The sequence below is a fragment of the Pseudodesulfovibrio sp. JC047 genome, from assembly GCF_010468615.1.
In the GTDB taxonomy this organism is placed as follows: domain Bacteria; phylum Desulfobacterota; class Desulfovibrionia; order Desulfovibrionales; family Desulfovibrionaceae; genus Pseudodesulfovibrio.
Genome location: NZ_WUEH01000011.1, coordinates 43378 through 68305 on the forward strand (window position 1 = coordinate 43378; position 24928 = coordinate 68305).

A 24928-nucleotide genomic window follows, 5' to 3' on the forward strand; every position below is an offset into this window, starting at 1 on the left:
ATGGAACATTTCGACAATCTTGATGATTATATTGCCGATCTCAAAGCCCAGCTGGAAGCTAATCCTTCCTGCGGCAACACTCATTACAATCTTGGCGTGGCGTATTTGTCGCGTCGGGATTTCATGGAAGCGGAACGCGAATTTCTTGACGCGGTCGCTCACTCCCCTCGTCTGGCCGAAGGTTATGTGCAGCTGGGCGGTATCGCCTTGCAACGCAATGACCTGGAGTCCTGCCTGAACTATAACATTCAGGCCACCCAGCAGCGGCCGTTTTTCGCTGTGCCCTGGGGCAACATCGGATTCATCCTCATGCAGCAGGGTGACTACGACAAGGCGCATAAGGCCCTGAAAAAGGCCCTCAAGTACGATCACAATTTTGCACAGGCCCAAGCCACCATGTCTTCGCTTCATATCGCCATGGGCGATTACGAAGAGGCTGACAAGTTGTTGCGGAAGATTCTGGAAAAGGAACTTCATTTCGGTCCAGCCTGGAACAACAAGGCCATCGTTGACGCCCATTTCGGTAACTGGGAAGACGCAGCCAAGTGTATTGTCAAAGCCGAAGAGTCCGGTTTTGAAGTCCCCGAGGATTTCAAGAAAGAAGTGGAAGAAAATAATAAATAGGAATTATTCCTATTGCTTTCACTGGAAAGGTGATTATATTCAGGGGGTCGTCGATTGGACGATCCCCTTTTTTTCTTTCAGGAGGGCATATGGCAAAGTTTCGCAGCACCAAGAAGGCTGTTCGGGAAATACTCATACAGGATGATTGGCAGACTCGATTGGTTGAACTGGATGTGTTTCGTCCCGGTGATCTGATGTCGCCGTTGTTGAATCTGCGACTTGATCGGGATGAAGCGGTTCGATGGCGGACCGTCCCGGCCTTTGGTCGAGCGATTGCTCGTCTGTCTGAGGAGTCCATGGAAAAGACGCGGACGCTGATGCGGACACTCATGTGGTATATGAATGAAGAGTCCGGCAACCTCGGATGGGGGATTCCGCATTTCATGGCTGAAGCCATGGTCCAGAATGAACGAATCGCCACCGAGTTTCACAAGATCCTCGTGTCATATATCTATTGTGATGAAGCGTGTGATGGTAATTTTCTCGATCACCCTGAATTGCGGCGTGATGTGTACTGGGGGTTGGCCCGGTTGGCCGAAGTTCGTCCTGAGCTGGTTGTCCATGGCGAGCGGTTCCTGATTATCGGCCTGGATGATCCTGATACCTATAATAGGGCCTATGCCGCTTGGGTGCTTGGTTTGATCCGGGCGCAGGATGCGCGACCCCGATTGGAGGCCCTTTCAAGCGATACGTCGGAGATTCGGACATTCATGGATGGACAGTTGGTGGAGACGACTGTCGGCCACATGGCGGACGAAGCCGTGAACAGACTGGATTGAACAGGAAGGCCCGGACTGTGTGAACTGCCCGGGTCGTATTTTTTCGGGTTGCTGAGCAACATGCTGTGTGAAAAATCAGAGGCGGATTTCAGTAATTTCGTCATGTTGTGATGCTTTGGGCCATGAATGAACCGGCAAAGGCGATGATGGCAAAAGCAGCCTGATTGGCGAGAAATGGCGGGAGAAAGCCATTGTTCGTTTCATGGGTGATTGAGTGAAGTGTTTTTTTTGAAAAAAAAGTGAAAAAAAATAATTTCGTGCTTGACAACAACCGACCTCGCAGATAGCTTGCATCTCGCTTCAACGAGAAGGCGCGTAGCTCAGGGGGAGAGCATTTGCTTGACGTGCAAAGGGTCGTGGGTTCAAATCCCTCCGCGCCTACCAGAATATCCCCAAAGGGAGGCTGTCTAGCCTCCCTTTTTTCGTTAACAGGGTCCGGCAATGTTTCCGGACAAGGAGAAGACGTAGTGCAGATCGAAGTCACTGGTAAACCGGTTGAATTGGCTGACGGCGCAACATGTGCCGATGCCCTGGAACAGGGCCTGTCCAAAAAACAATTCAAGAAAGTCGTTGCCGCCAAGTGCGGTGAGGCACTTTTGGATATGTCAACTACCGTGCCGACGACCTGTTCGACCATCGAGCCCGTCTTTGCCGAGAGCGAAGAGGGGCTTGCCATTATCCGTCACTCCGCAGCCCACCTCATGGCCGAGGCCGTCAAAAAGCTGTTTCCTTCAGCCAAGGTGACCATTGGTCCGGCTATTCAAGACGGATTCTATTATGACTTCGACTATGAGCGTCCGTTCACTCCGGAAGATCTGGAGGCGATCGAAAAGGAAATGCTCAGTTCTGTCGGAGCCAACAAGCCATTTGTTCGGTCCACCATGTCAAAGGATGAGGCGAAAAAGTTCTTTTCCGAAAAGGGCGAGGACTACAAGCCTGAAATCATGGACGACTTGGGTGTCGATGAATTTTCCATCTACACGCAGGGCGAGTTCACGGACTTGTGCCGTGGACCTCACGTTGCCCGGACCGGCATGATCAAGGCGTTCAAGCTGTTGTCCGTGGCCGGTGCTTACTGGCGTGGTGACGAGAAGAACAAGCAGCTTCAGCGGATTTACGGTACTGCCTGGCAGGATCCCAAGGCGTTGAAGAAACATCTGTTCCGGCTGGAAGAAGCCAAGAAACGTGATCACCGCAAACTTGGCAAGCAGCTCGATCTTTTTTCATTCAACGATGAAGTTGGTCCCGGTATGCCTCTGTGGCATCCAAAAGGCATGTTGCTGCGGACCATCCTTGAAGATTTCGAGCGCAAGGAACATTTGAAGCGCGGCTATGATCTGGTGCAGGGACCGCTCATTCTCAAACGCGAGATGTGGGAAAAGTCCGGTCACTATGAAAATTACCGCGAAAATATGTATTTTACGGAGATCGACGATCAGGCGTATGGCATCAAGCCCATGAACTGCCTGGCACACATGATGATCTACAAACGGAAAATCATGAGTTATCGCGATCTGCCCCAAAGGTATTTTGAATTGGGCGTTGTCCACCGCCATGAGAAATCCGGCGTGCTGCACGGACTGATGCGAGTCCGGACATTCACGCAGGACGATGCTCACCTGATTTGTCGGCCTGATCAAATCTCCTCAGAAATTTTGGATCTTATCAAATTTTATCAGGACATTTATTCCCTGTTCAACTATGAGTTTGACGTGGAACTGTCCACCCGTCCTGAAAAATCCATCGGGTCCGATGAGGACTGGGACGTTTCGACCGAAGCCTTGCGAGAGGCCTTGAACGAATCGGGTATGGAATACGCCATCAACGAAGGTGACGGCGCATTTTATGGTCCCAAAATTGACTTCCACCTGCGGGACTCCATTGGACGTTCTTGGCAGTGTGGAACAATTCAGGTGGATTTCACCTTGCCAGAGCGCTTTGACATAGTATATGTCGGCGAGGACGGTGAACGACATCGACCGGTCATGATCCATCGAGCCATGCTTGGCTCCATTGAACGGTTCATTGGTGTCTTGACGGAACACTGCGCAGGAGCTTATCCTGTGTGGCTGGCACCGGAACAAGCGCGTCTTTTGAACGTAACAGATGCGCAATTAGATTTTGTGAATAAAGCAAAGGCTTTGTTTGCGGCGAAAGGGATTCGAATTGAATCCGACACCCGCAACGAGAAGCTTGGCTACAAGATTCGGGAAGCTCAAGTTGAGAAAATCCCGTATATGTTGGTAATCGGTGATAAAGAGGTTGAGGCCGGGTGTGTCAATATTCGTTCACGAGACGGAGAAGACCCCGGGATGGTTCCATTGGAGGAGGCTGCGCAGATGATTCTTGATGCTGCGAAAGCGCCTTTCGAAACAGGAGGAATGAGCTATAGCTTTTCGGGGTAACTACCGCCGCGACCAGCGGAAAGACGAGGTCCGGCGAAACGACAGAATTCGTATCCCTAAGGTACGAGTTGTGGATGAAGACGGTGAGCAGTTGGGCGTACTGGCAACTCGCGACGCTTTAGAACGCGCTCGTGAAAAAGGGCTTGATCTGGTGGAGGTCGCGCCGAACGCCGATCCGCCTGTCTGCAAGATCATGGATTATGGTAAATTCAAGTACCAGCAACAGAAAAAGTTGCAGGAAGCGAAGAAGAAACAGACCGTAATCAAGATCAAGGAAGTCAAGTTCCGGCCCAAAACCGATGAGCACGATTACCAGACCAAGCTCAAAAAAATTGTTAAATTCCTTGCTGCAGGTGATCGCTGTAAAGTGACCATTTTCTTCCGGGGACGGGAGATCGTCCACAAGGACCGCGGGCTGATGATGCTTGACCGGGTTGTGGAGGATACGCAGGATATCGCTAAAGTCGAGAGCAAGCCCATGTCAGAAGGACGGACCATGACAATGATGCTTGCTCCCGTGAAAAAATAGAGACTCATAGGGGACTTGTTCCCTTTTAGGAGGATACACCTATGCCTAAGATCAAAACTCGCCGCGCAGCTGCGAAGCGGTTTTCCAAGACCGCTACTGGCAAGTTCAAGCGTCGTCGCAAAAACCTCAGGCACATTCTGACCAAGAAGAATGCCAAGAGGAAGCGTCGTTTGGGCCAGTCCACTACTGTGGACACCGCCAACATGAAGGCTGTACGTCGTCAGTTGCCCAACGGCTAGCAATCCGCCTGATGCGCCTGCTGGCCGCGTTCAAAGAGAGTCGGGGAATGGCCCCGATTCACACGTAGCGTCAGTTCGGCTCAGTCGAGATGCCCGTTGATTGTCCGAAACATTTAAAGCAATCCGCCTCGTCGGGGGAGTCCGTCCGGCCCGGGAGGTAAGTAAGCGATGGAGGTTTTACCATGAGAGTAAAGCGCGGAGTGGCCGCCAAGAGGCGTCACAAAAAATATCTGAAGATGGCCAAGGGCTATCGTGGAGCAGGCAGCCGCCTGTACCGTACCGCTCGTGAGCGTGTCGAAAAAGCTCTGAGCAACGCATACCGCGACCGTAAACGCAAGAAACGCGAATTCCGCAAATTGTGGATCATTCGCATCAATGCCGCCGCCCGTCTCAACGGCCTGTCTTACAGCCGTTTGATGAATGGTCTCAAGCTGGCCGGCATCGAGCTGAACCGTAAGGTTCTGGCTGATATGGCAGTGCGCGATCCTGAAGTGTTCGCCAAAATCGCAGAGGCAGCAAAAGCCAAAGTGAGCTAAATTGTGAGTAATGATTTGAAGTCCTTCCTGGAAGGACTCGACAGCCTGGCCCAGGATTGCGAATCTCGCAAGGGCCAGGCTTGTTCGTTAAAGGAACTGGAGGAACTCCGCATTGAGTTCCTGGGCCGCAAGGGCAAGCTCGCTCAAATCATGGGCCAGCTTGGCAAGCTTGACAATTCGGAAAAACCTCAAGCCGGGCAGAAGGCCAACACGGTCAAACAAGCCATTACCGCTTTGTTTGATGCATGGGAAGCCGACCTTCATTCTGCTGAAGCCTCTGATGTGTTGTCGAAATTTGACCCCTCCATGCCGGGACGCAAGCCGTGGGCAGGATCACTGCATCCGGTGACACTGGTTATGGATGAAGTGTGTTCCGTCCTGACAGGATTGGGCTTTGAACATGCCGCCGGGCCGGAAGTCGAGAATGATTGGCACAATTTCGAGGCACTTAACATGCCTCCCGAGCATCCGGCTCGTGACATGCAGGACACCCTGTATGTTTCGGACAAAATCGTGCTGCGCACGCATACCTCCGGGATGCAGATTCGCTCCATGCTCAAGCAGGAGCCGCCGGTGGCTGTGATCGCTCCGGGCAAGGTCTATCGTCGCGATTCCGACCTCACCCACACACCGATGTTTCATCAGATCGAAGGATTGCTGGTTGACAAGAATGTGTCCATGGCGGATTTGCGTGGCACCTTGACTGTCTTTGTTCGACAGCTTTTCGGGTCACAGACCGATGTCCGTTTTCGTCCGAGCTTTTTCCCCTTTACCGAACCCTCTGCCGAGGTTGATATCTCGTGCGTCATGTGTGGTGGAAAAGGTGAAAAAGACGGCGCTCCCTGCCGGGTGTGCAAAGGCACCGGCTGGGTCGAGATTCTGGGCTGTGGCATGGTTGATCCCAATGTTTTCAAGTCTGTGGGCTATGATCCCGAGATATTTACCGGTTTCGCTTTTGGCGTGGGCATTGAGCGTATCGCCATGTTGAAATACGGTATCGGTGACCTGCGCATGTTCTTTGAAAACGATGTCCGTTTTCTGGAACAATTCGCGTAGATATTTGGAGTGGCGACACGGGGCACAGGCCCTGTGCCGTCCTTTTTTGACATACTGAATCCATGGATTCATTACGATAAACAGACCACTGTCCCAATCTGTTGCCAGTCTTCGCGAGCAATGGAGTGATGGGCTGAGGTCTGGGAGAAAGAGCGATGACGTGCTGCTTGCGGTGCCTTTTTTCCTCTTTTCCCCAGCCGCCGGAGGCATTCAATGTTAGTCAGTCTTAATTGGTTGCGTGAGTTCGTCCCCTATGAGGGCGACATTCAGGTTCTGGGTGACAAGCTCACCATGTTGGGCCTTGAACTGGAAGGGATCACTGATCCATTCGAGAATATCAAGGATATCGTGGTCGGGCATGTCGTGGAGTGTGAAAAGCACCCCGAGGCCGAGAAACTGTCGGTTTGCACTGTGGATGTCGGTGGTCCCGAGACACTGACCATCGTGTGCGGCGCGCCCAACGTCGGCAAGGGGCAGAAAGTCCCTGTTGCCACTGTCGGCACGGTGATGCCTGAGGGAATGAAAATCAAGAAAGCCAAGTTGCGGGGCATCAAGTCGTTTGGCATGATTTGTTCCGAGCGGGAACTTGGATTTTCCGACGACCATGATGGTATCTGGATGTTGGACGATTCCCTGACCGTGGGTGATCACTTGGTGGATGCGCTGAATTTGGAACGGGTTGTCTTTGATTTCGACATCACGCCGAACCGGGCCGATTGTTTGTCCATTCTCGGATTTGCCCGTGAAACCGCACTGGCTTTTGACCTGCCGTTGACCATGCCGGAGTTGAATTTGGTTGAGGCGGGAGGCAACGCCGCTGATGCCGTGAAAATTTTGATCGACGATCCCGCGTTGTGCCCGGCGTATCATGCCCGGATCATTCGTGGTGTCGAGACGCGCAAATCTCCGGACTGGATGCGGTTCAAGCTGCTCGCTTTGGGCCAGCGTCCCATTTCCAATATCGTTGACGTGACCAATTACATCATGTTGGAGCTGGGGCAGCCGCTGCACGCGTTTGATCTGGACACGATCGAAGACGCGACGATTCGCGTCGCTTCGGCAGAAGACGGGATGAAGTTCACCACGCTTGACGAGGTGGAACGGACCTTGACCGCAAATGACCTGTTGATCTGGGATGGCAAGAAGCCTGTTGCCCTGGCCGGTGTCATGGGCGGGATCAATTCCGAGATGCAACCGACTTCCACCAATGTTTTGTTGGAATCCGCTGTCTTCCGTCCCGGAACAGTTCGCAAGACCGCTCGTCGTTTGGCATTGCCGTCTGATGCTTCCTACCGTTTTGAACGGGGTGTGGATCAGCAGTTGACCCGATTCTGTCAGGATCGTGCGGCACAGCTTATGGCCGAGACATCGGGCGGAGCCGTCATGTCCGGCGTTGCGACCAACGAGCCGACCCCGTGGACCGATCGCCAGCATGGCTATCGTCATGCACGGTGCATGTCCCTGCTCGGGTTGGACCTTGAACCGGAATTTGCCAAGAAGGTTTTTGAAGGCGAAGGATGTGTGGTTGACGATTCCAATCCTGAAAACTGGACGGTTTCTTCGCCTTCCTGTCGTCTTGACCTTGAGCGTGAAGTTGACTTGTACGAGGAAGTGGGCCGTGTTTTTGGTCTGGATCAGATTCCCGCAGTACTGCCTCGTGTGGCAAAATCCCTTGAGACTGTTTCCGGTGGGACCGAGTATGCCTTTATCAAGACCATCAAGACGTGGGGTTCCGGCATTGGATTGAATGAAGCCGTGAACTACAGTTTTGTCGGGTCTGATGACCTGGATCGACTTAACCTGCCTGAAGAAGGCCGGGTATTTATCGCCAATCCGCTCAGTGAAGATCAGAATGTCATGCGGACCGATCTGGCTCCCGGGTTGTTGAACACATTGAAAAACAACTTGGCGCAGGGCAACAATCACATTCGTCTTTTTGAAGTGGCCAAAAAATTTGTGACTGACAGCGAATCCGAGACCGAGACGTCGGAACACACCCGTTTGGGCGTGTTGTTGTACGGCCCTCGTCATGCCAATGAATGGCCTTGGGGCGATGCGAACGCAGATTATCTCGATATCAAGGGGCACATGGAGCATCTGGTGGTCAACCACTTGAAATTGGAAGCTCCACAGTTTTCTGTTGTCGAAAACCATGCCTATCTGGAACCGTGTGTGCAAGTGACGGTCAATGATTTGCCGATTGGCCTGATTGGTCGGGTCAAGGAAGATATCGCCGATTACTATCATGCCCGGAAGGAAGTCTGGCTGGCAGACTTTGATCTGGATGAACTGCGGGAGATGACGGAAGCTCAGGCGATTCAGTTTGTACCGCTGCCGGTTTTCCCGCCGAGTCGTCGTGATGTGACGGTTATCGGACCGATGTCGTTGGGTGCCGATGCTATTCAGTCGGTCATTGAAGACGCCGGTGTCAAACTCATGGAGTCGGTCGAACTGGTTGCTGAATATGTGCCGGATGGGCAGGAAGAGGAACGAAATTTGTCTTTCCGTCTGACATACCGTTCGCCGACCAAGACCTTGAAAGACAAGCAGGTGGACAAAGAGCACAAGAAAGTGCTCGCTGCCTTGGAAAAGAGCTTGCCGATTCATTTCTAATTGAAGATTCTCGTGAAAGCCCTGTTCCATCTGTGGAGCAGGGCTTTTTTTACATTCTTCGGACGATACGTGATGCTGAGCATGGATGGTGGGTGCCTTTTTGGGCCTATTTTACCCCATGTTTCTAAACGTATTGATGCGAGCGGGTGGATTTGGTAGAAAAAAAGGATGGAAGACTTGCAGGATTTCAAACGATACAGAATTGGCGAAGCGGCCCGGGAACTTGGCGTCAAGACGTATGTGTTGCGATTCTGGGAAAGTGAGTTCGATGAAATCACCCCCATCAGGACCGAAAGCGGCCAACGTCTGTATACGGAAGAGAATTTAGATGTTATCAGGGAAATCAAACGGTTGCTTTATGATGAAGGGCTGACGATCGATGGGGCCAAACGCAAAATGCACAGCCTTGAACAGAGTGACATCCTGACGGAAATTCGGGATGAGCTTCTTGCCATCAAAAGGATTCTGAACACATAGGCGGCAACGATCAGACTGGAGGCCAAATGAATAAGGCTTTGAAATACAGTGTATTTTCAATTGGTTTGTGTGTCGCTTTATTCCTGATGGCTGCGGTCGTTTTCATTTCAGTTGTCGATCCCAATGACTATAAGGACCGCATTTCGCGGATCGTGTTGGACGAAACCGGGCGCACCCTGACCTTTGAGGGTGATCTCAATCTTTTGGTGTTCCCGAATCTTGGCATCCGAATGACGGATGTGAGTTTGAGCAACACAGCGGATTTCGGTCCTGAACCCATGATCCGGGTCGCCTCAGCCTCAGTGTCTGTCCGAATTGCGCCATTGCTGATGGGCAAGGTCAAATTCGGTCAATTGGTCTTGGACGAGTTGGTGTTGAATATGGGGCGGGCCGCTGATGGGACAACCAATTGGGAAGACCTCGTGGGACGGCAGGTTCCGACTGAATCCAGTGACACGGAAGAGCCGTTTTCGCTCGAGGTGGCCGGGCTTTCCGTGACCAATGGCAGTCTGGTGTGGGATGATCGATATACCGACACGCAGTTTGTGGTGCGCGGGTTGGATGTTTCCACCGGAAAAATCGCGCAAGGGGCGGTGTTTCCCGTTGATGTTTCGTTGAAATTTGCGTGTTCGCGGCCAGATGCACAGGGAACAGTGAAGATTTCCGGAAAATCTTCCATCGATTTCGTCAATCGTGAATACGGTCATCTGGATATGGGCGTACAACTCAGTGCGAAGGGGAAGGCCTTGCCTGGTGGGACACTTGACGCGCGGGCCGAGTTCAATTTTTTGGCTCTTGATTTCAATCGGGAGCGCGCTCAGGTCACTGGGTTGAAAATATCAGCGTATGGCGCAACGGTCCGCGTTGACGGGACATTCGAGGGCATAACGCAGGATATGACCGCTGCGTCTGGCGTTGTGAAGGTCGATCCATTTGATGTGAAAAAGACGCTGGCCGCTCTTGGGAAAAAGCTTTTCCCGATCGTGGACAAAATCGCTTTGACCGATGTGGGCGGGATGGTTGACTTTGCATTTGTTCCTGGGCGTATTGATATCAAAACCCTGAAAGCAACGGTTGATGGCACTCGAATTGTCGGCAACGCACGGATTGAACGTGGCGCAGTGTGGCCAACGTGTTTTATGCGATTGGATGTGGGCACGCTGGATTTGGATAAATATATGCCTGTTCAGGATGAGACGAAGTCTGCAACTGTCGATCTCTCTTCGTCGGGTCATGATGCCGTGATGATTCGACCAGCCCTTCTTCGAAAGCTTGATGTGGATATCGAAGCCAAGGTCGCAAAGTTGAAGCTAGCCGGGGTTTATTTTGAATCTGTGATCGCACATTTGAAAGGTAAGGATGGCGTGGTCCGGCTTTCACCCGCTTCGGCCCAGACATATGGCGGGTCGATCACCTTGGATGGGACGGTTTCGGTTGTCGAAAAAACGCCCAGTGCGGCAGTGACTGTTGCGGTCGATTCCGTGGATATCGGCGCACTCAGTCGGGATGCGGATGAAGGTTCTCAACTAGCCGGTATCGCGGATTTCAATGCGGACCTGACATGGCGTGGTGAGCGGGTCACGGATATGCGACGGACGGTGAATGGGACCGTTGGATTTTTTTTGAAGGACGGGGTGTTTCCCGGAGTGAATATGGTGAGAATGGCCCGTGAAACCCATGATCGGAAGTCGCAGGGAGGGCGGGTTGAAGCCGCTGCAACCGATTCGACCCGATTCGGGACAATCAAGGGGACGGGCGTCTTGACCAATGGTGTCTTGGTCAATGAAGATCTCGAAGTCGTGGCTCCCGGACTGCGTGCGAATGGGCACGGTGCGGTTTCGCTGGTGACGCATGAAATTGATTATATCGTCAAGGCAAAGCTGGTCCCCCAGGCCACGGGGCAGGGCGGGAAAGGTTCGGATGACCTTTTCGGTGTTCTTGTCCCCATCCATGTCACTGGAACGGTGGAGAATCCGCACTATTGGGTGTCGGTGACGGAATACGTCAAGGCCTTGGGCGGAACAGTTATCGGTGTGGTGGGCAGTGTGCTTGGCGGGGTGACCAGTGCCATCAAAGAGGTCGGATCTGCCTTGGATGAAACATGTTGTGAAGATGAGTCCACTTCGGAAAAATCTCCGCGTAGGAAAAAATTCTTGGGTATTTTTTAGGCTGCATCTGTGCGTGTGAGAAAAAGAGTCAATCTATCAGGCGATTAGTGATTGGTTCCGACCAGTTCGTGCATTCCCTTAAATGCGCCGTTCAGCGTTTCTTTTTCTGTGGTCTGTTGCCGGAGGAACTGATTGATGGGACCGATCATGGCGATGGCGGTATCCACTTCCGGGTTGGCCCCTTTTTGATACGCTCCGATATTGACCATATCTTCCACTTTCTTGAAGGTCGCCATGTGCCGCAGCAGGGTGCGACCATCTGTTTGTACTTCTTTTGAGGTGATGTCGCTTCGCAGACGACTGACAGATTTGAGGACGTCGATGGCCGGGTAATGGCCAAGATCGGCCAGTTCCCGGGTCAACACGATGTGCCCGTCAAGGATGGATCGTGTGGAGTCGGCAATGGGTTCGGTGAAGTCGTCACCGTCAACGAGCACGGTGTAGATGCCGGTAATTGACCCTTTTCGATTTTTACCGGCTCGTTCCAGAAGTTGCGGTAATTGAGCGAAAACACTGGGAGTATATCCACCTCGGGTCGGCGGTTCTCCAGCGGCCAGTCCCACCTCGCGGGCAGCCATGGCGAAACGGGTCACCGAGTCCATCATGAGGAGGACATCATTTCCCTGATCTCGAAAATATTCTGCCACGGCAGTGGCTGCGTAGGCCGCTCGCATTCGGATCAGCGGGCTTTTGTCCGAGGTCGCCACGATCAGCACACTTCGGGCCATGCCTTCGGGACCGAGGTCGCGTTCCATGAATTCCACGACTTCCCTACCACGTTCGCCCACCAGCGCGATGACATTGATATCCGCCTTTGTGGACCGTGCCATCATGCCGAGTGTAGTGGATTTACCCACGCCGGACCCTGCCATGATGCCGACACGCTGGCCTTTGCCCAGTGTCAGCAAGGCGTTGACAGAGCGGATGCCGACATCCAGCGGTTCATTGATTCGAGGGCGTTCCAACGGGTTCGGTGGTTCGTTGTGCAACGGGGCGTATGTTTCCGCATCGATAATTCCAAGGCCGTCCATGGGGGTGCCAAAAGCGTCAATGGCTCGTCCGAGCAACGCAGTACCCACAGGAATATGGGGTGGTGTGGCCGCGTTCTGGATCAGGGAACCGGGACCGATGCCCCGCATGTCCGAGTAGGGCATGAACAGGCAGGCTCCATCGCGAAATCCCACAACTTCCGCCGGGATAGGCCGACTTTCGGGCGGGAGAAGATAACAGACCGACCCAAGGGGGGCCTTGATTCCGTGCCCCTCAGCGATGAGACCCACAACCTTGGTCACCTTGCCGAATGTTTGACAGGGGTCGAGTTTTTCGAGCAATCCGAATCTGGAATGATTGGTCATGAATCAGCCTTCGGTGTCGTTGGCCGTGACCTGTTCGGCCAATTGGGCGAAAAGGGGTTCAACATTGGCCCAACGAGTATCGATGGTGTTGTCCACCTTTCCATTGGCACCTTCGACGACAACTCCTCCTGACTGGATGGACGGATCTCCTTTGGTGGTCCAATATTTCAGGGCTGGATTGCGGTCCTGAATGGTCTTGAGATATTCGTCCAACCCTTCGATATCATCAGGATGACACCTGACAGTAATTTGACGCTGAGAGTCAATGCGTTCCAACGCCTCACCCATTAATGCTTCCAGTGAAGCCTGTCGCTTCTGGTCCAGTTCGATTTTGAGCGTTTTTTCGACCGTCAGCGAAATGAGCTTGACGATGTCTTGACGGCGGTCTTCGAAAATTGTGGTACCTTGTGCGCCGAGTTGCGCAAGCAGGGCTTCTCCCTGCGTCGAGATGGCCTCAATGTGTCGAGCTACATCTTCCTGAGCCTGGGCAAGACCTTCGGCATACCCTTCATGTCGGGATGTCGCCCGGAGGGCTTCGGCTTCCAACTCTGCAAGCATCTTGATTTTTTTGGCCTCTTCCATGGCCTTTTTCTTGACGCGCTGCATGTACTCGATGTTGGTCGCTTCATCCCAGAGCAATTGCCGTTTGCCTTCCAGCTCCTGAATCGTTACTTCATTCGGCCCGGGAGTATCAATGCCGACAAGGACCTTGCCGGTCAAATTTGGCCTGTTGTGATTGGCGTTATTAGATAAAGACATCACTTCCACCTCGACTGATGGCTATTTTGCCCTCGTCCTCCAAACGGCGGACGGTTTTGACGATTGATTGCTGGGCTGCTTCGACTTCAGACAGCTTCTTGGGCGGCATGATTTCCAAGTCTTCCTTGATCATTGCCGAAGCACGTTCCGACAGATTCTTGAAGAACTTGTCGCGGAGATCTTGAGAAGCTCCCTTGAGAGCGACGGTGAGATCCTCGTTGGAAACCTCTTTGAGCAGCTCGCGAATGGCGATGTCGTCGATGCCCTTGACGTCCTCGAAAACGAACATGAGATTGCGAATATCTTCGGCCATCTGTGTGGATTCTTCTTCGATTTCCGAGAGCACTTCCTCTTCGGTGTTGCGGTCCACGGCATTGAGAATTTCTGCCACGGAATTGACACCACCGACTTTCTTGCCTTCTTTGCCGCCCATGGCGATCAACTGGCTTTGCAGCACTTTGTCCACTTCCATGAGCATTTCTTCGGCCACGGCTTCGAGTTTTGCCAGACGCATGAGCACTTCGGCTCGAACGCCTGCCGGGAGATTCTGGATCAATTCCGCAGCCTGATCCGGGTGGAGATGGCCGAGAATGAGGGCCAATGTCTGCGGATGCTCGTTGCGTAAGATCTGGGCCAGAATGCGCGGACTGACATTTTCCAATTCCTGGAACGGTGTGGGACCGGTATCCAGATCCAGAGAATCCATGATATATTTGGCAGTTTCCGCATCGAGTGATTTTGTCAGTAATCGTTTGACCTGCTCAGGACCACCCACCAGCAGTTCGGCGCCGTAGGCCAATGCCTCGTTGTATTCCTTGAGGACGTCGAGCACTTCTTCCTTGGGAACGGAATCGGTTTCGAGCATGGCTTTGGAAACGGCTGCTATCTCATTCCGTTCCATTCGTTTGAAGACTTCCGCCGTGAATTTCTCGCCAAGAGCGAGCAGCACGATGGCCGTTTTCTGTGGTCCTGAAAAATCTGCCATGGGTTTATGCCTCCTGGGTCAGCCAGGTTTTGAGCAGATGCACTGCCTGGTCAAGATTGTCGTCGGACAATTCGATAGCGTGATTCTTGGCATTTTCCAAGCGTCGAGTTGTATCCAGAGCTTCTTCGTCCACTTCTTCCTCTTCAAGGGCCAACCGTTCGGCACCGGGGAGTCCGGCCATTTCCTCGATTTCCTGCTCAGCCACACGGGGTCGAATCAGGGCCATGACGACCGGGCGGACAACCAAAATGAGGAAGAGGAAGATCAACAATCCGTTGAGAAATGGTTTGCCCAGACGCTGGGCATATTCCAGCATGGTCCGCATGAGTGAGTCGCCATCATAGAGTTCTGGTTCGCCAAAGGAGATGTTACTCACTTCGATGGTGTCGCCGCGAGCACTGTCAAAACCGACGGCATTGGCGATCAGGGTTTGGATGCGGGCGAGTTCTTCAGCTGATCTGGGAGTATAGGTCGATTCGCCTGTTTCAGCATTGGTCACCCAAGTGCCGTCCACGATAACCGCGACAGTCAGGCGTTTCAACTGCCCGACAGGCGTGATGATATTTTCTTCCTGTTTGTTGATTTCAAAGTTGGTTGTTTTGGTCTCTCGGGTGGAGTCCTGGGTGGTGCGGGTGCCGGAAAAACCGTCGCCCCGGAAGTTCGCATCGGGTTCGCCTCCGGCCAGAGATGCGGCACCGGCAGTGGATTCCTCACTGGTTGTCTCGGAACGAACCACTGCGCCATCCGGATCATAGACTTCCTTATGGACAGTGCGTTGACTGAAATCGAGGTCCGCATTGACGCGGGCGATGACCTTGTCCGGTCCGACCGCCGGGCCGAGCAGTTCGATGATGCGGCGTTGCATCAGGGCTTCCACGTCGGCCTTATGCAGCATTTGCGCGCTGGACAGGGACAGGCCAGACGATTCGTCGCTCGGCGTGTACAGCGGACGGCCTTTCATGTCCGTAACCGTAATATATTTTGATTCCAAGCCTTCCACAGCCATGGAGACCAGATTGACAATCCCCTGGACTTCATCTGATTCGAGTTGCCCGCTGTCTTTCAACTGGAGCACGATGGATGCGGACGGTGCGGTCTGATCCTCAATGAACAGCGACTTCTGGGGAATGACCAGATGGACGCGGGCTTTGAGCACCATGGGAAATTCTGTGATGGTTCGGGCCAACTCCCCTTGCAGGGCACGCTGGTAATTGATGTGCTGGACAAAGTCGGTTTGTCCAATCTGGACTTCATCGAAAATTTCGAAACCAATACCTTGACCATGCAGGTTGCCTTCTCCGGCGACCTTGAGTCTGAGCTCGTAGACTCGATCAACGGGGACCTTGATGGTCTTGCCGTTGTTTTCAAGGACGTAGTCTTCTTTGGCAGCCTGCAACATGCCCACGACCCTGGATGCGTCCTCAGGGTAGAGATTGGTCATTAATATCCGGTAGTCAGGCTTGTTCATCCAGTAGATCATGAGCGCAAAGGCGATCACCACTGAAGCGGCCAGACCACTGATGAGGATACGTTGGGACATGGAACGGTCATTCCAGAACCCGGAGGCTTTTGACCAATATTCGGCAACAAACGGAGGCATTGTCTCTCTCCAATAGATTGAGCGTTTTCGTTATCTGACGAGTGATGTCCGCTTAGAAGGGCATCTGCATGATTTCTTTATAGGACTGCATGATCTTGTTTCGCACCGCGCCGGTCATCTGCATGGCCATGCTGGCTTTTTGCATGGAGATCATCAGCTCATGAACATTCTGGCTTTTGCCGGTTGCGAATTCTTCGATCATCACTTTTTTATCTGTCTGGAGGTCATTGACCGTATTCAGAGATTCCTTGAGTGTGTCATTGAATGCCTTGGCTGGTTCCTGTGGTTTTTTCAGACTGTTGGTGACAGTGTTGTTGACCGTCTTGAGACGGGAACCCATGGCATTTTGATAGGCGTTGATCGCGACACTTTTGACAACCATAATTCAATACTCCTTCAGGCTTAACCCAAGCCGATTTGCAGGGCTTTCTGGAACATGCGTTTCGCAGCCTGAATGGACTGCACATTGGCTTCGTAGCCGCGCATGGTCTGCATCATGTTGGTCATTTCTTCAACCACGTTGATATCTGGGTACGTCACATATCCCTGCTCATTCGCGTCAGGGTGATGCGGTTCGAAGACCTGCTTGAAAGGTCGTTGATCAGCAGTGACGCCAAGGACCTTGACGCCTTTCAGGTCACGATTGAGTTGATTGTGCATTTCCTGGGCAAATGGTGAGTAGACGGGAGAAGCCTCGAACGACACGGATTTGCGTTGGTAGGGACCACCGTCTTCGGTCTTGGTGGTTCGAATATTCGCCATGTTCATTGAGATGACATTCAGCTGGGCACGCTGGGCCTTGAGGCCGGATGCGCTGATGTCCATTGCTGTCATTAAATCCATATTACTTCGCTCCGTCCATTATGACTTTACCCATACCATTGAAATTCTTTTTGATGACCATGGCCAAGGCGTTGTACCGCATGGTGTTTTTGGCGTTGGTGGCCATTTCCTTGTCCAGATCGACTGAATCCTGCCCGTAAATTTCACGAGCCTTGAAATCCTTCAAACCGTCGCCGACGAATCCGTCCGGGTTGAATGTCGCGGGAAGGTGTGCCTCCGAGGTGCGGGTCATTTTGCCGAGAGCGTCCTGATTGAGGGCCTTTTGCAATTTGTCCTCGAATTCGATGGACCGGGCTTTGTACCCCGGGGTGTTGAGGTTGGCGATGTTGCCGGTGACGAGATTTTGACGTTGCAGTTGAAGGTCCATGACCTTCCCTGTCAATTGAATATGTCGTTCAAAAAGCTGTCTCATGCCTTGCTCCTCCTGCATTCCCTGTGATGTTCTATTTCCTGACAGGCATGTTTTTCCGTCAGGTTCGCAAAGAGATAAGCAACTCTCGTTCCAAACAAATAACATATTGAAATAAAAGAATATTTATTGTACACACACGTCGTAGAGGGTGGAGGGGGCCTTGTCGTTGGCTTGGGTGGTTCTTTTTTCGGTTGCTGTCGGGGCAGATTCTTCCGTCCGGGTGGGCGCGTCGAATGGGCGTTGAAAATGAAATAAGGGTGTTTAGTCTCTATAAAATCAGTATTTACAAAAGTTTATATTGTATTTATGTGATTTTGGAGCTTCTTGAAGACTGATTTTGGCACAAGCATTGCTAAATCAAATGCGGTCAGCTGTGACCGTGTATATTTTTTCACCCTGTTTGTCGGGTAAAGGAGAAATGGAGGGAACATTATGAGTGGCCATTTGGACTACGAAATAAATAAAGAGCTTGGTGAATGCTACCTATTCATGGGTGAGCTGGACAAAGCGGAAGAGTATTACAACAAAGCGGTGAGTTCCAATGGGGTGCATCCTGATCCCTATCTTGGGCTGGCGACCGTTGCCGTTCAACGCGGACAACTCGAAGACGCCATGACCATGTACGAGAAGGCGCATTCCATCGAGCCGTCCGACAAGAGTCTTTCCGGCATCGGGCTTATCCGGCTTGAGAAGGGTGAAACTGAGGAAGCGTATTCCCTGTTCACTGAGGCCATAACCCGGAATCCGGAAAATATGGTCGCCTTGTTTAGTCTTGTTCGGTTGGGACATGAATTGCAGCGTTTGGAAAAGATCGTGCCTTACCTGGAAGCGTATCTTGAAATCGATCCGGACAAATTTGAAGTGCGGTATTCTCTGGCGGGAAGCCTTGTGTGTCTCGATCGGAAAGATGCGGCCCGGGTTCAATTGGAGACGATCCTTGAAGCTGATCCGTCCCATGAGGCTGCCAAGGAAATGCTCGATCAGTTATAAGTCGAGTCGTGTTTTCCCTCCTTTTGGTTTTCCGTTCCGTCATGATTTGTGATTGGTGGAGCGGAGAACCGGCCTAGAAGGACGGGTTGGAAAGGAGAGGATTACTTAACCCGCTGTTTCGATATCAGTTTGCCGGTCGTGCTTTTGGGCCTGCCCTGTCTTTCGAATAGGCGTTTTTTGGCGTTCTGTAGCCATTTTGTTCGATTTTTCACGTGCGTGAAAGCTTGCGTTTGTGGCTTGAATCTGGCACAGCCTCTCAAAACAAGAAGAGAGGTTTATGATGAAAGTGTTACCTGTCAAACGAGCGATCTTATCTGTAACCGATAAGTCTGGACTCGCCGAATTCGGCCGATTTTTGACGGACAATGACTGTGAACTGGTGTCCACCGGAGGCACCAAGAAAATGTTGAAAGAAGCCGGGTTGCCGGTAACGTCCGTGTCAGACGTGACCGATTTTCCGGAAATTCTCGGTGGACGGGTGAAGACGCTGCATCCCCACATCCATGGTGGTATCCTGGCCGACAAGGACAACGAAGGACACATGGAAACATTGCGGGATTTCGGTATCGAACCGTTTGATCTCGTGTGCGTCAATCTCTATAATTTCGCTGATGCCGTGGCCAAAGGTCTGGATCTCAAAGCCGCTGTCGAGCAGATCGACATTGGCGGACCGACCATGTTGCGGGCCACTGCCAAGAATTTTCATTCCATCTGTGTGATTCCCGACCCCAAATATTACCCGGTAGTCCAAAAGGAAATCGAGGAAAACAACGGCATTTCGTTGGCGTTCCGTAAGGAAATGGCTGCATTGACCTTCAAGTTGGTCAGTGAGTACGATGCCATGATTACCAAGTACTTGAGCGAAAACGACGCGTAGAGTGTTTCGTGATGCGCCTTGCGAGAGCGGGCCATTTTCGTCATTGGACAGTCTGTGGCTGTCCGCCGATGAATCTGACCTTTTTCCCCAAACCTTACGGTTTTGAGGAAGAGAGAAAGTGAAAGGTTGCGGCCATTGTGGGAGACGGCCATGTCGTATTCCGCAGGTTTTCTTTCGATTTTGATCGGGTCAGAAAACGTGTCGAGTTTCGTTTGAAAATATTATAAACTTCGCCGAGCAGAAACATGAATCGGCCCAAGGTGCAGTGCTCATTGGGTCGATTCTCGGTTTTGCTCGGCGTTCGAAGTATTTAGGCAATGCCGAAAATCCTTTTTGGCGGGGCCATTGCGAAGAGATGCAAGGAGTATCACCATCGCTCAGAAACCAAAGGGCAACCTGCAAGGGTTGAAACCCAATCAGATAAAACGGCTTTCTCGACTCTATCAACGGCAATTTCCCACATCGTCCTGTTATACCAACGAGCAGGCCCGGGAATTGGCGGAAATCAGTGCGGAGACAGGACGCCAATTGGGCGTGCTTATCGATCGCCAGGGCAAGGTCGGCATGGTGCTGGTCGGTGACAATCGATCAATTTACATTCCCGAACTTCCACGCAAGCGATTGTCTTCAGGCCGGCTTCGTGGTTTGCGGTTGTTGCATACCCATCTTTCCGATGAATCCCTGTCTCAGGAAGACCTGATGGATATGGTTTTTCTGCGGCTTGATTCCGTGGCTGCCTTGACTGTGAAGGAAGGTTTTCCCGAAGCAGTGCAGGCCGCGCATTTGCTGCCACCCAACCCTGATGAAAAGAGTTACGAACTCTATGCCCCCGCGCAATGGGATCGATTTGATCTCGATTTGGGGAATATTGTCGAGGCGTTGGAAGACGAATTTAGTCGGCAGTTGGCAGGACAAGGCACGGAATCTGACGAAAATCGGGTGTTGTTGGTCAGTGTGGACAAGACCCCGCGTCCGGTGCAGGAACTCTCCTTGGAAGAGTTGGCCGAACTCGCGGACACAGCGGGATTGATCGCTGCCGGGACCATGATTCAGCGCGTGCGGAAGCAGAATCCCAAGTTCATCATGGGCAAGGGCAAGCTCGCCGAGTTGGAAGTTCACGCGCTTCAGGCCAATGCGTCGATCATTATTTTCGATCAGGAATTGTCACCCACGCAGATTCGGAATCTGGCCAAGGTCACGGAACGGAAGATTCTGGACCGGACTCAGCTTATTCTCGATATCTTTGCCCAGCACGCCACGAGTCGGTCTGGTAAATTGCAAGTGGAGATGGCGCAGCTCAAATACACCTTGCCCCGACTGGTGGGAAAAAACCGGGCCATGTCTCGGTTGATGGGTGGAATCGGTGGACGCGGTCCGGGTGAGACCAAGTTGGAAATCGATCGCCGTCGAGCCAACGATCGGTTGACCCGGTTGAAAAAGGAACTCAAGCAGGTTCGCAAGCGACGGACCCAGACCCGGGAACGCCGTGCCAAGGCCGGGCTGCCGATTATTTCTCTGGTGGGCTACACCAATGCAGGAAAATCCACGCTGTTGAACACGTTGACGCAATCGAAGGTCATTGCGGAGGACAAGTTGTTCGCCACCCTTGATCCGACCAGTCGTCGTATCCGGTTCCCGCAGGAGCGGGAGGTGGTACTGACCGATACGGTCGGGTTCATTCGTCGATTGCCGCCGGATCTGAAAGAGGCATTTCGAGCGACATTGGAAGAACTGGAATCAGCGGATTTGCTGGTGCTTGTTTGTGACGCGTCCCACCCGGAAGTCGAGGAGCAGGTAGATGCTGTGCGGTCCATTTTGCATGAGATGGAGCTGGACGATATCCCGTCCATTCTCGTGTTGAACAAATGGGACAAGCTTGATGCCGAAGGGCGGGAAGTCATGCACAACGTGTATCCGGACGGACTGCCAGCCGTGGCCGTCAGACGGGCCAGTCTCGAACCAGTGGTTGCGTCGATGTTGCGTTGTATCCCGTGGGAAAGAAAAGGCTACTAATCTTTTTTTGTGTCCAGTTTGGCCGCGCAGGTGCCGCCGACTTTCCATCCATCGTAGGACGTCTGACATTCAAGCGGTTCTACATGGATGGTCACTTCGGCGTGGGCGAGTTGGGATTGAATCAGCCCTTCGATAAATCCGCACAGATCATGTGAGTCCTTGACCGACATATCGCCCGGGACCAGCAAGTGGAAGTCGATGAATCGTTTCTGGCCGGATTTGCGGGTGCGCAGGCCGTGAAAACTGGTGTCGCTTTCCGTGTAGCTGCGAATGGCGTTGGCAATGATTTCCAGTTCTTTTTTGGGAAGTGCATCGTCCATGAGACCGCCGATTGACCGTTTGAGCAGGCTGACGCCGGTGAAAACGATATTTACGGCCATGATGATCGCGATGATCGGATCAAGAATTTTCCAGTCCGGCATGACAATGATGACAGCCAGTCCCGCGACCAGTCCGATAGAGGTCCAGACATCGGTCAAAAGATGTTTGGCATCGGCTTCGAGGGTAATGGAATCAAACCGTTTCGCCGCCTTGAGCATGACTCGGGCGACCGCGTAATTGACCACGGAAGAGAGCAGAGCAAGAATCAGTCCCGGGCCGAGGTTTGTCAGTGTTTGTGGAGAGAGAAAACGGCTGATGGCCGCGTATCCGATGCCGAAGGCTGCCACAATGATGAGCGCGCCTTCAATACCGCTTGAAAAGTATTCCGCCTTGCCATGCCCATAGGTGTGGGCTTCGTCCGCCGGGCGCATGGCTATGGTGATGGCCGTGAGCGCGAGCACTCCGGCAGTGAGATTGACAACGGATTCCGTGGCGTCCGAAAGCAACCCAACAGAATCCGTCATGGCCCAGGCTCCGAATTTGAGAGCCAGGGTCAGAATCGACGCCCCGATCGAATATATGGCGTATCGTTTGGGGGAGTCGGCGGCCATTTCCTATTCCTTTGGTTTGATCCAGGGGTTTTCTTCACCACGAGCCAGTCTGCGGATATTGTCCTTGTGTCGCCAGAACAGGATAACCATGACAATAAGGGCGACCGGGACATACCCGAAATTGCCGGTCAGGGCCATGAAGATGGGCAGGGCCAGTGCAACGGTCAATGATCCCATGGAAACATGGCCGGTCAAGGCGACCATGCCGAGACACAGAGCCGCAGAAAAGAAGGTTGCCCATGGTGCCAGCGCAAAAAACGCGCCGATGGTCGTGGCCACGGCCTTGCCGCCTTTGAAGTGCATGAAGCAGGAAAAAATATGACCGAGAATGGCCGCAAGTGCAACGAAGCTCAAGGCAAGGTGCGAATCGATCCAATTGGCGGCGAACAAGACAGGGAGCATCCCTTTCAGGACGTCCAGTACCAGGGTCATGATGCCGTATTTGGTGCCGCAGAGCCGGGCGACATTGGTTGCGCCGGTGTTTTTGCTGCCACCTTCACGAGGGTCGGTGCTGCATAGCGTCCTGGCGATGACCAGTCCAAAAGGAATTGATCCGAGAATATATGCGATAAGTATGCTGACGATAAATGCCATGATGTGTTCTCCTGAAAGTTCAATCAATTCAGTATAGCTATTTTCTTTTCAGATGAAAAGTGCGTTATTCTTCAAGTGCTTCGCCCAGCCGAATTTCGTTATTCAGCGGATCGATCTTGGTGAAATTGATCTGGAATTGCTGGCCGGGATAGAGCTTGTCACCGAGCATCTTTTTGGGTGCACGGACATTGACCTGCAAATGAGGCATGGCAAGGGTGGCCATGGGACCGGCTTCTTCGACCAGTACCGCTGATTGATATTTTTTCCGTTGTTTGGCGAGGTACACGAGTTTCCAATATCTGGGACGGAATCGTTGCACCGTGCTTACGGACTGAATCCGCATTTTTAGATGAATGATGAGTTTTTTCAGTGTGTCCGTATCCAGCCGAGGCGTGCCGTCCGCAAGGAATGTGCAGACTTGGGACATATTGATGAAATCCGTGTAGCGGCGCAGGGGGGAGGTGATGGGGGCGTAAGCCGGAACACCCAGTGCCGCGTGTCGCTTGGGATTGGTCTCAAGAGTCGGTGGCAACAGCAGTTTGACCGCACGCAGGATGGCTGCCGGTTCCGTGAAGATGCCGGCTGACTCCTGAGGCAGTGCGATGTCCTGCGTTCGATACAGCAAGGGAACATTGTTCTCGTTGGCCCACAAGGCCAGGCCCGAATTGGCCAGAATCATGAATTCACTGATGACCAGTTCCGAACGAGGGCTGGGCGTCTTGAGTGAAATATCCACTGATGCCTGTTGCCCTTCACCAGTGACGGTGACAATGGGTTCGGGCTTGCGGATGACACAGGCACCTGAAGCGATTCGGCGTTCGATCAGTTTTTCGGCGACTTCATGGGCCAGAACCAGTGATTCGTCAGAGCCGTCCCGAATGGCCGCGTCAGCGAATTCATAGGTGATATTGGCCTTGACGGAAATCCAGGCCGTCCGAGGGGTGACGGAGAGCAGTTCGCCTTCATCACTCAGCGTAAAGTCGGTGATCATGCCCGGACGGGTTTCGCCTTGAATCAGGCTGTACAGTCCGGTGCCCAGTTGTTCCGGTAGCATGTGACTGGTGCCTTCTGGCAGGTACAGACTGGTGGCCCGATGCAGGACCGCTCTGTCCAATGGTGAACCAAAGGTCCAGTGAGCGTCGGGGCGAGCCAACGCGATGGAAACGACATAGCCTGTTTCAGTTTTTTCAATACGAAATGCGTCGTCGATATCGCGGGTGGTGCTGGCGTCGATGGAGATGAAGTCATCCACTTCAGCCGGAGCAGCCTGATTGGAAAAGTGTTCTTCGAGTTCGCTGATTTCATTGAGAAAGGATTCAGACCAATCATTGCCCCATGCATATTCGGCCTCGTCCAGATGATAGTTGTGGTGGCGTGGCAGTATACCCCAGCTTTGGGCCAGGAGGAGCGGAAGATGTGGTTGGTCTGGCAACCCTTTACTGATGGCCGCCCAGATTTTTTGTTCTGTCTCATCCAGGGTCTCAGCGACCTTGTGCCTGAGAATCTGTTCAAGGGTGGACACGAGTTCCTGATCCATGGTCGGGATCTGCGGAGTGCGTCCCTGACTGTGAGCCGTCCAGAGGGTCCGAAGCAGTTCTTGTCCGGCAGAGGAGACCGCTTCCCGGGCCTTTTCCTCGGCTTTTTGGTGCATCTTCAAGGCGACTTTCTCAGCAGACCAGATTTCGAAATTCGGTGGGCGGAACTTGAAATGGGTTTTTGCCTGGAGCATGGCCCGACCCAAAGCCGCCAACTGGTCAGGGGTCGGCTCTTCCCACAACAGTCCGGCAAACCACGTCAAGGGGGCTGCATCCACTTCGCCCTGAGCGAGTTCCCAGAGTTCCATGACATCGAGTCCGGCCTGGATTTCTCCCCGGGTTGCCTGATGGTCATTGAGGGTATTTTGGATGTCCTGCCGGGATAGGTCCGGTGAGCATATCGGTCCGTGCCAGGGGAGGAGGCGAGCCTCTGGAAGTTTCATTTCGCGTTTGTTGATGGTGAGCAGGCGGAGCTTGCCGGAGGCCTCTTCGAGTACCCAGGCCAGTTGCGGCTGATCGCCATGCATGAATTCCACCACGGTTCCGGGACGAAGAGTCGGGCTGAAGGATGTTCTTTTTGCCATATATTTTTCGATGCCTTTTGTGG

Annotated in this window: 23 protein-coding genes and 1 tRNA gene; 14 read left to right on the forward strand and 10 right to left on the reverse strand. The window is 52.8% G+C overall.

The genetic code is table 11. The annotated features are described in order from the left end of the window. From GO013_RS08925 to GO013_RS08975, 11 genes are all read left to right on the forward strand, one after another. Positions 1-624 (forward strand): tetratricopeptide repeat protein, encoded by a 624-nt coding sequence (locus GO013_RS08925; RefSeq protein ID WP_163810277.1) that lies wholly within the window; start codon positions 1-3, stop codon positions 622-624. Positions 625-713: 89 nt separating this feature from the next. Continuing rightward, the gene (locus tag GO013_RS08930; RefSeq protein ID WP_163810280.1) at positions 714-1403 is read left to right on the forward strand and encodes a DVU0298 family protein; all 690 of its coding nucleotides are present in this window, start codon (positions 714-716) and stop codon (positions 1401-1403) included. A gap of 309 nt (positions 1404-1712) precedes the next feature. Continuing rightward, positions 1713-1787: transfer RNA gene (locus GO013_RS08935), tRNA-Val, on the forward strand. Positions 1788-1870: 83 nt separating this feature from the next. Then, complete coding sequence (thrS, locus tag GO013_RS08940; RefSeq protein ID WP_163810281.1) at positions 1871-3808, forward strand: threonine--tRNA ligase; 1938 nt, start codon at positions 1871-1873, stop codon at positions 3806-3808. Further along, positions 3792-4337: a translation initiation factor IF-3 gene (gene infC / locus GO013_RS08945; RefSeq protein WP_163810448.1), complete on the forward strand. Its 546-nt coding sequence runs from the start codon at positions 3792-3794 to the stop codon at positions 4335-4337. Before thrS ends, infC begins: the two co-directional genes overlap by 17 nt. A gap of 41 nt (positions 4338-4378) precedes the next feature. Continuing rightward, complete coding sequence (rpmI, locus tag GO013_RS08950) at positions 4379-4576, forward strand: 50S ribosomal protein L35 (RefSeq protein ID WP_163810283.1); 198 nt, start codon at positions 4379-4381, stop codon at positions 4574-4576. Between the two features lie 182 nt (positions 4577-4758). Beyond that, positions 4759-5112: a 50S ribosomal protein L20 gene (rplT, locus tag GO013_RS08955; protein WP_163810285.1), complete on the forward strand. Its 354-nt coding sequence runs from the start codon at positions 4759-4761 to the stop codon at positions 5110-5112. 3 nt (positions 5113-5115) lie between these two features. Then, entirely contained in the window at positions 5116-6168 is a 1053-nt protein-coding gene (gene pheS, locus GO013_RS08960) for a phenylalanine--tRNA ligase subunit alpha (protein WP_163810287.1), read from the forward strand. 213 nt (positions 6169-6381) lie between these two features. After that, on the forward strand, positions 6382-8781 hold the full coding sequence (pheT, locus tag GO013_RS08965; protein ID WP_163810289.1) for a phenylalanine--tRNA ligase subunit beta: 2400 nt from the start codon (positions 6382-6384) through the stop codon (positions 8779-8781). A gap of 168 nt (positions 8782-8949) precedes the next feature. Next, positions 8950-9258: a MerR family transcriptional regulator gene (locus GO013_RS08970; protein WP_163810291.1), complete on the forward strand. Its 309-nt coding sequence runs from the start codon at positions 8950-8952 to the stop codon at positions 9256-9258. Positions 9259-9284: 26 nt separating this feature from the next. After that, the gene (locus GO013_RS08975) at positions 9285-11426 is read left to right on the forward strand and encodes an AsmA family protein (RefSeq protein ID WP_163810293.1); all 2142 of its coding nucleotides are present in this window, start codon (positions 9285-9287) and stop codon (positions 11424-11426) included. A 44-nt stretch (positions 11427-11470) separates the two neighbouring features. On the opposite strand, the gene GO013_RS08980 is transcribed toward GO013_RS08975, so the two are convergent. The 7 genes from GO013_RS08980 to flgB are packed head-to-tail and all read right to left on the reverse strand — an operon-like array spanning position 11471 to position 17380. Beyond that, complete coding sequence (locus GO013_RS08980) at positions 11471-12781, reverse strand: FliI/YscN family ATPase (protein ID WP_163810295.1); 1311 nt, start codon at positions 12779-12781, stop codon at positions 11471-11473. A 3-nt stretch (positions 12782-12784) separates the two neighbouring features. Further along, positions 12785-13540 carry a FliH/SctL family protein gene (locus GO013_RS08985; RefSeq protein WP_163810297.1) on the reverse strand — a complete coding sequence of 252 codons (756 nt, stop codon included), beginning with the start codon at positions 13538-13540 and terminating at the stop codon, positions 12785-12787. Next, positions 13527-14525, reverse strand: a complete 999-nt coding sequence (gene fliG / locus GO013_RS08990; protein WP_163810299.1) for a flagellar motor switch protein FliG — start codon at positions 14523-14525, stop codon at positions 13527-13529. The genes GO013_RS08985 and fliG overlap by 14 nt, the downstream gene beginning before the upstream one ends. 4 nt (positions 14526-14529) lie before the next feature. Continuing rightward, complete coding sequence (fliF, locus tag GO013_RS08995) at positions 14530-16125, reverse strand: flagellar basal-body MS-ring/collar protein FliF (protein WP_163810301.1); 1596 nt, start codon at positions 16123-16125, stop codon at positions 14530-14532. Positions 16126-16177: 52 nt separating this feature from the next. Continuing rightward, entirely contained in the window at positions 16178-16507 is a 330-nt protein-coding gene (gene fliE / locus GO013_RS09000; RefSeq protein WP_163810303.1) for a flagellar hook-basal body complex protein FliE, read from the reverse strand. Positions 16508-16527: 20 nt separating this feature from the next. Then, complete coding sequence (flgC, locus tag GO013_RS09005) at positions 16528-16968, reverse strand: flagellar basal body rod protein FlgC (RefSeq protein WP_163810305.1); 441 nt, start codon at positions 16966-16968, stop codon at positions 16528-16530. A gap of 1 nt (position 16969) precedes the next feature. Beyond that, positions 16970-17380 (reverse strand): flagellar basal body rod protein FlgB, encoded by a 411-nt coding sequence (gene flgB / locus GO013_RS09010; RefSeq protein WP_163810306.1) that lies wholly within the window; start codon positions 17378-17380, stop codon positions 16970-16972. 432 nt (positions 17381-17812) lie between these two features. On the opposite strand from flgB, the gene GO013_RS09015 reads away from it, so the two are divergent. The 3 genes from GO013_RS09015 to hflX all read left to right on the forward strand — a co-directional run bounded on the left by GO013_RS09015 (position 17813) and on the right by hflX (position 21260). Next, a complete protein-coding gene (locus tag GO013_RS09015) occupies positions 17813-18370 on the forward strand; it encodes a tetratricopeptide repeat protein (protein WP_163810308.1) in 558 nt (185 codons plus the stop codon). Between the two features lie 280 nt (positions 18371-18650). Further along, a complete protein-coding gene (locus GO013_RS09020; protein WP_163810450.1) occupies positions 18651-19247 on the forward strand; it encodes an IMP cyclohydrolase in 597 nt (198 codons plus the stop codon). A gap of 564 nt (positions 19248-19811) precedes the next feature. Further along, on the forward strand, positions 19812-21260 hold the full coding sequence (gene hflX / locus GO013_RS09025) for a GTPase HflX (protein WP_343219558.1): 1449 nt from the start codon (positions 19812-19814) through the stop codon (positions 21258-21260). Here hflX and GO013_RS09030 read toward each other — a convergent pair. From GO013_RS09030 to GO013_RS09040, 3 genes are all read right to left on the reverse strand, one after another. Continuing rightward, positions 21257-22192 (reverse strand): cation diffusion facilitator family transporter, encoded by a 936-nt coding sequence (locus GO013_RS09030; protein ID WP_163810310.1) that lies wholly within the window; start codon positions 22190-22192, stop codon positions 21257-21259. The genes hflX and GO013_RS09030 overlap by 4 nt on opposite strands. 3 nt (positions 22193-22195) lie before the next feature. Further along, a complete protein-coding gene (plsY, locus tag GO013_RS09035; RefSeq protein ID WP_163810312.1) occupies positions 22196-22786 on the reverse strand; it encodes a glycerol-3-phosphate 1-O-acyltransferase PlsY in 591 nt (196 codons plus the stop codon). Positions 22787-22850: 64 nt separating this feature from the next. Beyond that, on the reverse strand, positions 22851-24905 hold the full coding sequence (locus GO013_RS09040; protein WP_163810314.1) for a ribonuclease catalytic domain-containing protein: 2055 nt from the start codon (positions 24903-24905) through the stop codon (positions 22851-22853). Positions 24906-24928: the final 23 nt, after the last annotated feature.

Bases quoted from the DNA above. Each gene is read 5' to 3' on its own strand.
- GO013_RS09030 (WP_163810310.1), bottom strand. From the start codon at position 22,192: ATGGCCGCCGACTCCCCCAAACGATACGCCATATATTCGATCGGGGCG.
- flgC (WP_163810305.1), bottom strand. From the start codon at position 16,968: ATGGATTTAATGACAGCAATGGACATCAGCGCATCCGGCCTCAAGGCC.
- GO013_RS08975 (WP_163810293.1), top strand. From the start codon at position 9,285: ATGAATAAGGCTTTGAAATACAGTGTATTTTCAATTGGTTTGTGTGTC.
- plsY (WP_163810312.1), bottom strand. From the start codon at position 22,786: ATGGCATTTATCGTCAGCATACTTATCGCATATATTCTCGGATCAATT.
- fliG (WP_163810299.1), bottom strand. From the start codon at position 14,525: ATGGCAGATTTTTCAGGACCACAGAAAACGGCCATCGTGCTGCTCGCT.
- pheT (WP_163810289.1), top strand. From the start codon at position 6,382: ATGTTAGTCAGTCTTAATTGGTTGCGTGAGTTCGTCCCCTATGAGGGC.
- GO013_RS08970 (WP_163810291.1), top strand. From the start codon at position 8,950: ATGGAAGACTTGCAGGATTTCAAACGATACAGAATTGGCGAAGCGGCC.
- GO013_RS08930 (WP_163810280.1), top strand. From the start codon at position 714: ATGGCAAAGTTTCGCAGCACCAAGAAGGCTGTTCGGGAAATACTCATA.
- hflX (WP_343219558.1), top strand. From the start codon at position 19,812: ATGGTGCTGGTCGGTGACAATCGATCAATTTACATTCCCGAACTTCCA.
- GO013_RS09020 (WP_163810450.1), top strand. From the start codon at position 18,651: ATGAAAGTGTTACCTGTCAAACGAGCGATCTTATCTGTAACCGATAAG.
- flgB (WP_163810306.1), bottom strand. From the start codon at position 17,380: ATGAGACAGCTTTTTGAACGACATATTCAATTGACAGGGAAGGTCATG.
- GO013_RS09040 (WP_163810314.1), bottom strand. From the start codon at position 24,905: ATGGCAAAAAGAACATCCTTCAGCCCGACTCTTCGTCCCGGAACCGTG.
- fliE (WP_163810303.1), bottom strand. From the start codon at position 16,507: ATGGTTGTCAAAAGTGTCGCGATCAACGCCTATCAAAATGCCATGGGT.
- rplT (WP_163810285.1), top strand. From the start codon at position 4,759: ATGAGAGTAAAGCGCGGAGTGGCCGCCAAGAGGCGTCACAAAAAATAT.
- GO013_RS08985 (WP_163810297.1), bottom strand. From the start codon at position 13,540: ATGTCTTTATCTAATAACGCCAATCACAACAGGCCAAATTTGACCGGC.
- GO013_RS08925 (WP_163810277.1), top strand. From the start codon at position 1: ATGGAACATTTCGACAATCTTGATGATTATATTGCCGATCTCAAAGCC.
- fliF (WP_163810301.1), bottom strand. From the start codon at position 16,125: ATGCCTCCGTTTGTTGCCGAATATTGGTCAAAAGCCTCCGGGTTCTGG.
- GO013_RS08980 (WP_163810295.1), bottom strand. From the start codon at position 12,781: ATGACCAATCATTCCAGATTCGGATTGCTCGAAAAACTCGACCCCTGT.
- rpmI (WP_163810283.1), top strand. From the start codon at position 4,379: ATGCCTAAGATCAAAACTCGCCGCGCAGCTGCGAAGCGGTTTTCCAAG.
- GO013_RS09015 (WP_163810308.1), top strand. From the start codon at position 17,813: ATGAGTGGCCATTTGGACTACGAAATAAATAAAGAGCTTGGTGAATGC.